General features: G+C 32.9%; 11 protein-coding genes. 6 read left to right on the top strand and 5 right to left on the bottom strand.

The features are described 5' to 3' along the window. Window positions 1-17: 17 nt before the first annotated feature. Both BFG57_RS09365 and BFG57_RS09370 read right to left on the bottom strand, forming a co-directional pair. On the bottom strand, window positions 18-779 hold the full coding sequence (locus BFG57_RS09365; protein ID WP_069717217.1) for a threonine/serine exporter family protein: 762 nt from the start codon (window positions 777-779) through the stop codon (window positions 18-20). A 435-nt stretch (window positions 780-1,214) separates the two neighbouring features. After that, entirely contained in the window at window positions 1,215-2,426 is a 1,212-nt protein-coding gene (locus BFG57_RS09370) for an ATP-grasp domain-containing protein (protein WP_069717218.1), read from the bottom strand. A 179-nt stretch (window positions 2,427-2,605) separates the two neighbouring features. Here BFG57_RS09370 and BFG57_RS09375 point away from each other — a divergent pair, with 179 nt between their 5' ends. Then, window positions 2,606-3,382, top strand: a complete 777-nt coding sequence (locus BFG57_RS09375; protein ID WP_069717219.1) for a D-alanyl-D-alanine carboxypeptidase family protein — start codon at window positions 2,606-2,608, stop codon at window positions 3,380-3,382. Continuing rightward, on the top strand, window positions 3,382-5,529 hold the full coding sequence (locus tag BFG57_RS18355) for a Mur ligase family protein (RefSeq protein WP_175428315.1): 2,148 nt from the start codon (window positions 3,382-3,384) through the stop codon (window positions 5,527-5,529). Before BFG57_RS09375 ends, BFG57_RS18355 begins: the two co-directional genes overlap by 1 nt. A 219-nt stretch (window positions 5,530-5,748) precedes the next feature. Here BFG57_RS18355 and BFG57_RS09385 read toward each other — a convergent pair whose 3' ends face one another. Both BFG57_RS09385 and BFG57_RS09390 read right to left on the bottom strand, forming a co-directional pair. Next, window positions 5,749-6,612 (bottom strand): alpha/beta fold hydrolase, encoded by an 864-nt coding sequence (locus tag BFG57_RS09385; RefSeq protein WP_069717220.1) that lies wholly within the window; start codon window positions 6,610-6,612, stop codon window positions 5,749-5,751. A 229-nt stretch (window positions 6,613-6,841) separates the two neighbouring features. Then, a complete protein-coding gene (locus BFG57_RS09390; protein ID WP_069717221.1) occupies window positions 6,842-7,513 on the bottom strand; it encodes an O-methyltransferase in 672 nt (223 codons plus the stop codon). A gap of 375 nt (window positions 7,514-7,888) precedes the next feature. Here BFG57_RS09390 and BFG57_RS09395 point away from each other — a divergent pair, with 375 nt between their 5' ends. The 4 genes from BFG57_RS09395 to BFG57_RS09410 are packed head-to-tail and all read left to right on the top strand — an operon-like array spanning window position 7,889 to window position 10,774. Beyond that, window positions 7,889-8,704: a hypothetical protein gene (locus BFG57_RS09395; protein WP_069717222.1), complete on the top strand. Its 816-nt coding sequence runs from the start codon at window positions 7,889-7,891 to the stop codon at window positions 8,702-8,704. Window positions 8,705-8,706: 2 nt separating this feature from the next. Continuing rightward, window positions 8,707-9,075, top strand: a complete 369-nt coding sequence (locus BFG57_RS09400) for a GntR family transcriptional regulator (RefSeq protein WP_069717223.1) — start codon at window positions 8,707-8,709, stop codon at window positions 9,073-9,075. Between the two features lies 1 nt (window position 9,076). Further along, window positions 9,077-9,772 (top strand): ABC transporter ATP-binding protein, encoded by a 696-nt coding sequence (locus BFG57_RS09405; RefSeq protein ID WP_069717224.1) that lies wholly within the window; start codon window positions 9,077-9,079, stop codon window positions 9,770-9,772. Window positions 9,773-9,805: 33 nt separating this feature from the next. Further along, window positions 9,806-10,774, top strand: coding sequence for an NAD(P)-dependent alcohol dehydrogenase (locus tag BFG57_RS09410; protein WP_069717225.1), 969 nt, complete (start codon window positions 9,806-9,808; stop codon window positions 10,772-10,774). A gap of 722 nt (window positions 10,775-11,496) precedes the next feature. Here the strand turns inward: BFG57_RS09410 and BFG57_RS09415 are convergent. Further along, window positions 11,497-11,886 (bottom strand): VOC family protein, encoded by a 390-nt coding sequence (locus BFG57_RS09415; protein ID WP_069717226.1) that lies wholly within the window; start codon window positions 11,884-11,886, stop codon window positions 11,497-11,499. Window positions 11,887-12,014: the final 128 nt, after the last annotated feature.

Here is a 12,014-nt window from a genome sequence, read left to right on the forward strand (position 1 = left end):
AGAGCTTATCTCCTAATTTAAAATAATATGAATACAACGGCTATACCTGAACCAATTGCAAATGCAGTTAAGAAAGCTTCAGCTCCTTTTGCAATCCCTGACATAAGGTGTCCTGCCATTAAGTCTCGAACAGCATTTGTTAAAAGCAACCCTGGTACAAGTGGCATGAGTGAGCCGATAATAATCTTATCTAATTCATAACCGAGTCCTATTTTCACAAACAATAATGATATTAAGCCAACAACAACTGAAGCTGAGAACTCAGCGAAAAACTTAATCGGCACTAGCTTATGAAAATAAATTACCAAAAAGAGACCTACTCCACCACCAATACATGCTGGTAAAAAATCACGCCATTCTCCATTCAACATGATTAAAAAGCAACCACCAATAAGCGCAGCGGCGACAATCTGCAAAGTAAGTGGAAACGTATAGTTTGTTGTTTCAATTTCCTTTAAAGATCGATATGCTTGTTCTAAAGATAACTGTCCACTAGTCACTGTCCGAGAAACGCTGTTAACTAACGTCACTTTATGTAAGTCTGTCGTCCTATCTGATACTCTAACTAACTTTGTTTTAGTAGGATCTAGTCCTTCAATCGAAAAAATGATGACTGTTGGTGTAACGAAGCTATGTGATTCCCTTACTCCAAATGCACTTGCTATTCTTGTCATCGTATCTTCAACTCGATAAGTCTCAGCTCCACTTTGCAACATTACTTTCCCAGCTAGTAAACATACTTCCATAATGTCATATGTTTCTTGATTTTGATTATTCATGTACGTTCTCTCCAATAATAAAACGATAATTCCATATGTGTCTCTCAGTTTAAATGAAAAACAAGTATGAAATCAATAAGAATAACTATTTCCTATACTTACATCTTAAAATATACAACGAGTTATTACATAACATATAAGAGACCTCATGAGGATTATACGAAAAGATTAAGAATGTAATGTTGAGAATGACCATTTAATAAAACTAGAAAAAAGGAGGACAAAAATAAATCCTCTATTTTATTTATGATGTGAGTTCGAGTCAATATATTGGGCACAATTAGATTATGTTTTATGCTGTGACTTTGAATTGTTCTTCTATTTCTTAGGATGTTCATAAATTTATATTAAACACATCGCAAAAAAATAATCAGTACTTTAGGTGCTATCATCAGAAATAATCGACCTAATCTTAAATAGTTGGAATTATTAACACTACTCCTTAGATAAAAGATGGAATTGAATTAGACTAGCAGCCTTTTCTGCGATTCCTACCGCCTCTTGTTTAGTCCCTGCCTTGGCTAATACGTACCCATATCTATGCCCCATTGACAAAGGTGGTCTAAGTACCTTCCCTTTTTTTGGTTTAATAAATACTTTCGTAACCCCAGGTACTTTCAATGCTTTATTTCTTCCAGTCACTTTAATAAGCTTACCGATTGAAGAAACTGTAATAAATTTTGCAAATGCACATTCCTCCCAAATTCTATAGAGAAATGGTTCATAACCTAATGTCATTTTTATAATCTGCTCAACATAGTTAAATCCATATGCTTCATAAATCAAATCATTCATAACAGTACCTGCTATCCGTGGATTAATTTCTATCAATTTCCACTCATCATTAACTAAACGTAATTCTAAGTGGCAATGACCCTGTGTAAACTTTAGATCATTCATAATGGCAGTCGTAATGGTGTTAAGTTGCTCTTCATAAGGTGTCGGTGAGATACTATAGCCTGTTACAATAAATCTCTCCCCTATCAAAATGTCTTGTTCAACTATTGCAACGACACGGACTTCTCCTTTATGAACAATCGTTTCAACGATTACTTGTGGGCCCTGCAAAAATTCTTCAATTAGTATAATGTCATTGTCGTTTACTTTCTGTAAACGATGAAGTTGCTCAGTTAGTTCTTTTTCCGAATGAATGAGAAAAACATCTTTAGAACCACATGATTTTGGGAGCTTTACAATCAACGGATAACGCTTCTCTATTTTATTTAGAAGTTGTTCAATAGAATCCTGTTTATGAAAAATGATAAACCAAGGGGAATAACTTTTATTTTGTAAACAGGTACGTGTTAATAGCTTATCTTCCATTACTTTAATGGCATCATGAGACAGCTGTGTCTGACAATACTTATTCGACAGTTTTGCTGAAAGGTAGACATACGAATCAACTAAGCTTATCACAAAAGCTACAAAATAGTGTTTTGTTATTTGCTTAACAACTTGATCTACTTCAGATTCGTTGCTTACGTTTACTAAGTGAATTTCATCAATATCAGGAAAATCGTGCTTTTGACTATGAAATTCCTCATTTTTGGTTAACAAATGGGTGTTAAACCCTAAAGCTTTTGCAGCTTTTATTGCTTCACGTGAAGAACCCGATTTATTCGTCTCAATAAATACTATCGATTTCAAGGTGAACAGCTCCACTTAAATTAATTAGATTTCAAAACTTAAATTCACTTACAATATATTATTACTTTTTTTAAATAGGACTAGGCAGTTATTTCATTTTACAAGACTACAAAACCCACACTAAAAGAGTCATTATAGAATATTTTAGTATAACTATAAATTTTCAGAGAGGTTGAACAATGAACAAAGATTACAACATGTTAGCTAAAGCAGCGATTCTTATTAATGTGGATGAAAATGAAATCTTATTTGAAAAAAATGCTGATGAAAGGCGACCAATGGCCAGTCTTACAAAAATGATGACAGCATTACTTATCTATGAAGATATACAACGAGGTGTTTTACACTTAAACGAAATCGTAGAGGTTACCGATCATACTGCTTCAATAAGAGGATCAAGGATTAAACTAAATCACGGAGATAAAATTACCATTCATGATTTATTAAAAGGCTTACTCATTGCTTCTGGGAATGATGCTGCCGTTGCATTAGCAACGCATACAGCTCCTCAGTATGAATTATTTATCGAAAGGATGAATGATAGAGCAAAACAATTAGGTTTGAAAAATACACATTATCAGAATTCTCATGGTCTGGATGCAAACGCTCATTATTCTTCAGCAAGAGATGTATGTACACTAGCAGAAGAATTAGTTAAGATGACTCCTGTTCTCAATTTAACTAGGCGACAATTAATAAATATCAAAATAAATAATCATTGGGAGACGATTAGCAATACAAATAAACTGTTAGGAAATTACAAAGGAGTTGATGGGTTAAAAACAGGACGAACATTACAAGCCGGGTTCTGTATCGCAGCTACGGCACAACTACAAAAACATCGATTACTTGCTGTGGTGATGGGTGAACCTTCAATAAGTTCTTTAATGAATGATGTAACTACCCTATTTGATTTTGGATTTTCAAAAGAATTTAAAGAAAGGAATAATGTATGATGAAAACCTTTGTCATTCTAGATAATGAAACACCTATTATTAACGAATTCATCAAACATATCAAAGAAGAAGTTGCAACAGCTATCCTTTTGCATAAAAAAACTAGACGAAAAAAATCATTTCTAGTACAACCTGATTTCTTTATTAAACTGCCATCCATCAGAGTAGATACGGTAAAAGAGTATGTTCAAAAATTAAAGTCAGAAGGAAAGAAAGAAATCATTTTAGTAGGATTAACAAATGAACATCAAAAAATTATTACTCAAATTAAAGAAGATATAAAAGTAGCATCATTCATTGATAAGGTTGCTACTATACCTAATTCTCATCAGGAACGAGAATCTCAATTACCCTCATTAATTGATCCGTATGAATATTCAACAACATCTGAAAACGATCAGAACATATCTTCACACACCTATTACACTGAAATATTAATTGAAGAAGGACACAATTACCTCTTTGCAATTATTAAAGAGGTAATATGGAATCAGCAAAAAAGTTTCGAGTTACAAGTCGATACAGAACACTCATTAAAGAACGCTTACAATAAGATAGTAAATCTCTCCGCATTACCAGATGGCTTTTATCAATTAACATGGGAGAGAAGCAGTCTAGGTTGGAAAATTATCTCTGTACGTCCAGGTGGTATTCATTTCGAATGTAATAAGATCATCGAGTACGGAACGTCCATTAACCTTCTAAAAGAACGGATTAATTTCTTTATGGGACGGAAACCATTAATTAATCCAACTTCCATTAAACCAGCTATTCTCCAGCACCTATCAGTAGATTCAGAAGGCACATTACGAAAAATTACTGGTAAGAGAAAGACTCTGAAATACCCATTTATTCTCGAAGTATACACCTCTTCAAAAAAACGTACTATTATCACACCTATGTCTTACCAAGGACATATTGTTGCAACTGGAATTAACCAAGAGCAAGCAAGAGTTAATGTTCAACTGGCGGCAATTGAAATTAAATTTCATCTTACAAATAATGATATCGAAACTTTGGGTTCTGGCGGTAGGTTACCTGCTGATACACAAAAGATATCACCTAAGATTATTTCAGTTACGGGTAGTGCAGGGAAAACGACAACTAAGTCGATGATTGCCTCTATTTTAAGAGAAAGATGGAAAGTGTTCGAATCTGCCAATAGTAGAAATACACATGTTCATACTCGTGAACATGCAGATCTATTAAAGGAATCAGTCTATCAGGTAGCAGTAGTGGAATATGGGATGAGTTATTACAAAAACATTGAAAAACATTGCAAACAATTACAACCTTCAGTTGGCGTTATTACAAATGTAGGGACTGCCCATATGGGTCATTTCAATGGAGATGTAAAAGAGGTAGCAAAAGCAAAGTCAGAACTTATTATTGGAATGGAGCCAAGCGGGGTGTTATACGTAAACGATGACGATGAAAATTCTCAATACTTAAATACTGAAGCTTTCCAAGGAACGATTCGGACGATAGGAACAAACCAATCATGCGATTACATTGCTTCAAACATTTATTATAGTCTTGATGGAATGAAATTTGAGGTGACGATAAATAACAAAAAATTCCCCATTTATATCCCTATCTACGGTAATCACAATGTATACAATGCTTTATTTGCAATAGCCGTATCTTACGAACAAGGGCTTTCTATCGAAGAAATCCAAAATGGACTCGCAAAATTTATGAAACCGAAGAGAAGGATTACAGTTGATAAACTTTCTGAAAATGTTCTCCTAATTGATGACTGTCATAGTTCTAATCCTAATGCGCTAAAGGCTGCAATTGATGTCCTAGAGAACATCAGTACCTTTCAAAATGTTGTCGTACTTGGCTCAATGTTAGAACTAGGTAAGTCTTCTCCATCTATTCATTGTGAAATAGGAGAATATTTAGTGAATAAAAAAGTAGACTATTTATTCACGTATGGAAGACAGGCAAGAATGATTTATAATTGTGCTATTTCAGCTGGTTTCCCTCCCGAACGGGCAGGTCATTTTGCAAACCATACAATGTTGAAACATGAGCTAGCAAAACGAACAGAAAATACTACCTTTTTAGTGAAAGGATCTCGTAAAATGAACATGGAGGAGATTGTGGAATTTATTAGAGAATTAATTATACAACAGGAATAATTAACTCAATTATTTTGGAGACAATTATCTAATTAAGACATTCTTTTAACGTCCTCTTCAATTTTTTCAAAAAAGTTAACCCCTAACAAATCTATTATTCATACAAATAATGAAGAAATGGCATATTTATTATTCAAAAATAAATATGCCTTAAATAGTTTCTTAGATACTTCTGTTACGAAATGTTAATAGCCTCCAAGGAATGAACAAATAACAAACTTAATATCTGGATTCATTTTCGTCTTTTAGAAATTTAGTAAGAACCCCATTAAATTGAAATTCCTCTTCAAGCATAGGGTTATGACCACTTTCTTCAAACACTACTTTCTTTACCTGAGTGTTGTTAATGATAATTGAATCCCACAAAGTTATTGGAGCAACTAAGTAATCAAACCTACCAAGTCCTAATAGAATAGGTTTGTTTAACTTTTCTAAACCGTTAGTTATATCTATATCTGAAAAAGCTACTCCCCATAAGTAGTCGATAATTTCCATGTTCGTGTATACATCTTTCCACAAGTAAGCTGAGTCGAAGTTGTAATCAAAAAAGCTCATAGCTCCCATTCGTATACACATATAAGAGAACCTTCTTTCAGGCTCTATTTCAATATCTCTCTGCAATAATTCCATCTCTTTAGATAGTACTTGTTTCCTTTCCTCGATAGCATCTTTCTCAAAAAATGCATGACTGCACTTTTGTCTTTGCATGCTATTTGACGGAGCAGAATTCAGCAATATAACTTTTTCAATATTGTTTGGATACCTTTTTGCATACTCTAATGCCATGAAAGCGTGTCCAGAATGCCCAAGAATACTAAAGGTAGTTAAGTTTAATGTAGTTCTTACTTTTTCAATATCTGATAAAATTTTATCTAGTGTATAGTCTTCGGGTTCTAGCTTTCTTGGAGACTTCACAAACCCCCTATGGTCCATATAGATAAACTGAAAATTCTTATATAACTCATTTGAGAATAGACGAGGATAGTAGATACTACTTCCTACTACTAATACCGGACTTCCAGAACCTTTTATGCAAATGTTTAATATAAAACCATCATTTTTGATTGTAATATTATTGTTCATTATATACTCTCCCTTTGTTTTAATTAGAAGAGCAACAACAATGAATGCTCTCCTTTATATCACTCCCTTTCCACTGTTAATTCGCCTTATTCTTACCATCGAACGTTCTAACAACCTTTATCACCTCTATCTTTTATTTCCTTTCACTTCATGTATTGTTATTTAATACTCTACAATTTCTATAAAATGAAACCTACTAAAATTAGATTACTACCATTTTTTTAGACAATTACTCTTTTACGATACCAATAACAAAACCATCATATCCTTTTGAACCGACTGTTTGAATTGCAGTTGCATCAATCCGTGGCTCTTCAGATAAGAGATCAATTAATTGACGAGTACCTAAGACACTTTGATCTACACCTTCACTGTCAACAACATGTCCGTTACGTACTACATTGTCTACAATGATAACTGTTCCTGGCTTAGAAAGTTTTAGTGCCCAATTCAAATAATAAGGGTTACTTGGTTTATCCGCATCAATAAAAATGAAGTCAAAGCTAGTGAATCCTTTTGATTCAAGAGTAGGCAGTGTCTCAAGCGCTGGTCCTTCAATTATCTTAATTTTATGATCAAGTCCTGCTTTTTTTATATTCTCATTAGCTACTTTTACATGTTTTTCATTATATTCTAGCGTAACGAGACATCCATCATCTGGCAATGCATTACCAAGCCAAATGCTACTATAACCACCAAGCGTCCCAATTTCTAATATCGTTTTTGCGCCTTTCATCTTTGCTAATAGATGTAATAGCTTACCTTGAGTAGGTGAAACATCAATCTCAGGTAAACCAGCTTTTTTATTATTTTTTAATACGTAATCGAAATTTGAATCGAATGCTATTAATTTATTAATAAAATACATATCCACTTCAGTCCATGTTGAGTCCATTCCCATGATACCATCTCCTTCATATGTTCTTTTTATCGTTCTGACATTGAAGTTATTATTTTGAATTAGTCAATTATTACAAACCTTTGATGAAATTATTAGTAAATTAATTACAACACTATATTTTATTAGTTATAATTCCATTTCATTATAACTTTATGTTTACTCTTCAATAACCCCTCTAGAATTTCCTTTCTATTTGCTTTTTCATGTTCATAGACTATCTTCAACAATCCTTATCTATATGTTTATTCTAATATTCCACATTAGTTAGATCACCCATTTAAAAAGGACAATATTGACATTTTAATACATCTAGTGTATTATTCAACTAGAACACTAAAACAACAACACATTAATACAAAATTAAGGAGGATGTTTATGAATTCTTGGATAGCCTTGTTAAAGAAAGATTTCTTGTTAATGAAAAACCGACTGTTAGTGTTTTTGTTGCTTGATGTGATGGCGTTTGCTTCTGGCTGGTACTTTTATTTAAGTAAAACCAACTCTGGTCAACAACCTCATATTGATTGGATGATGAATGAATACGATTTCTTTAAATTCATCCCCCTCTTCATTACTATTGTAGTACATGTTTTTTTCATAGGTACTTACATTTTAATGAGTTTAAATAAAGAACGTAAACAACTGCATTTGTGGCTCCACAATCCGCAATCCGCTTATATGTTGTTAGGAAGTAAGTTAGTGAATGGAGTTATTGCAGCAATTATGTCTCTAAGTTTAATCGGTATCTTTTTGATAATAAATTTCACGCCATATTTTTCAGAATTAACGTATTATTTTAGTGATTTCACTAAGTTACTCTTCTATTTGTTTAGTCACTTGATTTTAACGTCACTCTTTTTAAGTGTTTGTTTCATGTTTTTTTGGACCGTTTATCATATGTTTAAAACCCGAATAGGAAAATGGAGTATATTAAGCATTATTGTTTTTATTTTTCTATTCTTTTGGAGCTTTTCAAGAATGGAATTTACTGATCTATACGCTCAAATGGTGTTATGGGGTGAATATTCGATTGATATTCCCAAACTTGTAGCTATAGAAAACTTTGGTCAAATAAGTTTTGAAGAATTCGGCACTATTGGTTATTTAGGAGAAGATTTGTTTCATACTTTACTTGGGATTGTGTTATTCGTTCTTTCAGCATGGATGATTGAGAAGAAAGTTGAGGTATAAATATGGAGAATTTCCAAGCAACTAAACCGATATATATGCAATTAGCAGATCGAATTAATCATAAAATTGTAAGGAATGAATTACGTGCAGGGGAAAAATTGAAATCAGTTCGTGAAATGGCAATTGAATCCGGTGTTAATCCAAATACTGTACAACGCACGTACAGTGAATTAGAGAGGATGAATATTGTGGAAACTAAGCGAGGTCAAGGCACATTTGTTACTACCAATGAAGCTAAGCTAATCAGCTTGAGAGAAGAGTTGAAAAACGACCACATCTCAAGGTTTATTGAGCAAATGACAGAGATGGGATTCAGTAAAAAAGAAATGGTCAATGGGTTACAGGAATACATTATTGGGGAGGACGAGTAAGATGATTACTTTTGAAAATGTATCAAAAAGTTATTTATCTCAAAATGCATTAAATAACGTAGACCTTCGGTTACCAAGTGGAAAAATCATTGGCATCATCGGAGAGAATGGTAGTGGGAAATCAACGATGTTGAAATTGATGGCGGGATTAATACGCCCTACAAAAGGAACAGTAAAGGTTAACAATTCTCCAGCAAACCGCAAGATCAGTGAAATCGTAACATATTTATCTGAACTTGATGCCTATTATACGATATATACTGTAAAGCAAACGATTGATTTCTTTGCTACTCAATTTAAAGATTTTAATTTAGATAAAGCATATACAATTATGGAGTTTATGAAATTAGCTCCAGATCAAAAAGTTAAAAATCTATCAAAAGGTAATAGAGGTCGTTTAAAAATTGTATTATCTTTAGCTAGAGATGTCCCATATATTCTTTTGGATGAACCCTTCTCAGGATTAGATCCTATGGTACGTGAATCTGTAGTTAAAGGTTTGTTATCATATATCGATCTTAATAAACAAACTGTAATCATAACTACTCATGAAATTCAAGAAGTTGAAGCTCTATTGGATATGATTGTTGTTATTCGAAATGGCAAAATATTAAATATGAGAAATGTAGAGGAATTACATGAAAACGAGAAAAAGAGTGTTGTTGAATGGTTGAAAAAAGTCTATGACGCTAGTTGATGAGTTCTTACGAAAAAATATGGAGGAGATACTATGAAAGCAATTATATGCACAAAATATGGATCACCCGAGGTTCTTCAGTTAAATGAGGTGGAAAAACCTACTCCTAAAGATAATGAACTATGCATAAAAGTAAAAGCAACCACAGTTACAGTTGCTGATTTCAGAATGCGAAGTTTCACAATTCCACCTTCTTTCTGGCTCCCTGCTCGATTAACCCTCGGTCTTACAAAACCTAAAAATCCGATTCTTGGCGTTGAACTAGCTGGTGAAGTTGAATCTGTTGGAAAGGATGTTAAGTTATTCAAAGAAGGTGATCAAGTATTTGCAGCTACACTTGAAAACTTTGGAGCATACGCTGAGTATAAATGCCTTCCTGAAGATGGACCAATTGCCTTAAAACCATCAAATATTACGTATGAAGAAGCAGCAGCTATTCCTATAGGAGCCCGAACAGCATTACACTATCTCAGAAAATGTAACATTAAGAACGGACAAAAAATTCTTATATATGGAGCTTCTGGAAGTGTAGGCACATACGCTATACAACTGGCAAAATATTTCGGGGCTGAGGTTACTGGCGTATGCAGCAGTGCAAATCTAGAATTAGTAAAATCTTTAGGAGCAGATAAGGTAATTGATTACACTGAGGAAAATTTCACAAGAAAACTTGAAATGTATGATGTGATTTTATTAGCAGTTGATAAATGCCCATTTTCTATTTGTAACCGATCACTGAACAAAGATGGAATTTATTTAAATGTTACTGCTCCAGTAAAAAGCCTACGAATGATGTGGACCTCTTTAATAAGCAACAAGAAAATCATAGTTGGGCAAAAACCTCCTGAGAAAGCTGAGGATTTAGCTTATCTAAAACAACTTATTGAAAAAGGAGTATTAAAGCCTGTAATAGATAGAAATTATCCGTTGGAACAAATTATTGAAGCTCATCGATACGTCGATACAGGACATAAAAAAGGAAATGTCACCATAACTGTATAATGTAATTAGCACAATCGACGAAACCAATCTGAAATAGATCATTCCCTCACTAGGACAATTCACTAGCCATAACTTCATTTCCCTACACTAATGATTGTACAGCCCTAACAGAAAAATGTATTAATATTGAAAAACCTTATATAATCACAAAAATTAATAGTATTGAACTAACCTCCCTTATTATTTAGAACATACTATATGTTTAAAATGAAGCTTCCTTACTCAATAAAACTACGTATACTCTCCTAAAGTTTAAAGTGAGAATCTATAGTCAGTTGACACTATTTAAAATGTGATAACAAACAATATTATTCATGCCATTTTAATCAACGCCCACGATCATCGTTCCCTTACAATAGGAAATCCAGCTACAATCATAAGAAAATTCAACATGTTTACACTTAAAACGAATGAATAATTTCATTGATAGTGAACTATACATGTGAAACAGTTGTAACATAACGAGGTAATAACAGGTTCTAATTAGCGATATTTCATTAGAACCTTCTTTGATTTGGTAGAGGTTAAACATGACTTAATCAATCATAACTAGCCATTGTTAATAGTTATCCATAGATAAAATCATTCCTCGAATATGATGAATGAAGTTTTTTACTACATTATCATCCACTTTTCATATTAGAATATCGGCATCCCTTTGCTATAACCCCCTCAATGGTTGCTAAAGAGTTATACCATTCACCTTAACAATCCTTATATACTCAAATTGTTATTTCTATTCGATTTTCATCTGGATCTAACACGACACTTTCATAATATCCATCCCCAGTAGTTCTAGGTTCACTGATAATTGTATATCCATCAGACCTTAGCAGTTCTGTTAATGAATCGACAGCTCCCTTTTCTCCTACGGAAATAGCAAAGTGTATGAGTCCTATATATTCCTCAATTGAATCATTTTTATTGTCTGGAATCGAAGATTTTTGCATAATCTCTAATCGGCATCCTGAATCAAAAGACAAAAAATAAGATTCAAACCTTTTTGTTTTATTTTCATACTTCAAATTAGCTGTAGCATCAAAATATTTGATATAAAAACCCTTTAGCCGTTCAATATCTTTTGTCCATAGCGCTATATGTTCAATTTTCATCAATATCCTCCTCTGCATATACGTTTATATAATTCTCCTAAACAAATTTCTTCGTATGACGCTATTAAAACAACTTATAAAAATCAATAACTTTTATTATAACTGTTCAAATACTGTATCAACTATTT

The organism is Bacillus solimangrovi (genome assembly GCF_001742425.1).
Classification (GTDB): domain Bacteria; phylum Bacillota; class Bacilli; order Bacillales; family Bacillaceae_N; genus Bacillus_AV; species Bacillus_AV solimangrovi.

What these genes read in the sequence shown, in the direction of transcription:
- BFG57_RS09365 (WP_069717217.1), bottom strand. Translation starts at nt 779, where the DNA reads ATGAATAATCAAAATCAAGAAACATATGACATTATGGAAGTATGTTTA.
- BFG57_RS09400 (WP_069717223.1), top strand. Translation starts at nt 8,707, where the DNA reads ATGGAGAATTTCCAAGCAACTAAACCGATATATATGCAATTAGCAGAT.
- BFG57_RS09405 (WP_069717224.1), top strand. Translation starts at nt 9,077, where the DNA reads ATGATTACTTTTGAAAATGTATCAAAAAGTTATTTATCTCAAAATGCA.
- BFG57_RS09395 (WP_069717222.1), top strand. Translation starts at nt 7,889, where the DNA reads ATGAATTCTTGGATAGCCTTGTTAAAGAAAGATTTCTTGTTAATGAAA.
- BFG57_RS09415 (WP_069717226.1), bottom strand. Translation starts at nt 11,886, where the DNA reads ATGAAAATTGAACATATAGCGCTATGGACAAAAGATATTGAACGGCTA.
- BFG57_RS09375 (WP_069717219.1), top strand. Translation starts at nt 2,606, where the DNA reads ATGAACAAAGATTACAACATGTTAGCTAAAGCAGCGATTCTTATTAAT.
- BFG57_RS18355 (WP_175428315.1), top strand. Translation starts at nt 3,382, where the DNA reads ATGAAAACCTTTGTCATTCTAGATAATGAAACACCTATTATTAACGAA.
- BFG57_RS09385 (WP_069717220.1), bottom strand. Translation starts at nt 6,612, where the DNA reads ATGAACAATAATATTACAATCAAAAATGATGGTTTTATATTAAACATT.
- BFG57_RS09390 (WP_069717221.1), bottom strand. Translation starts at nt 7,513, where the DNA reads ATGGGAATGGACTCAACATGGACTGAAGTGGATATGTATTTTATTAAT.
- BFG57_RS09410 (WP_069717225.1), top strand. Translation starts at nt 9,806, where the DNA reads ATGAAAGCAATTATATGCACAAAATATGGATCACCCGAGGTTCTTCAG.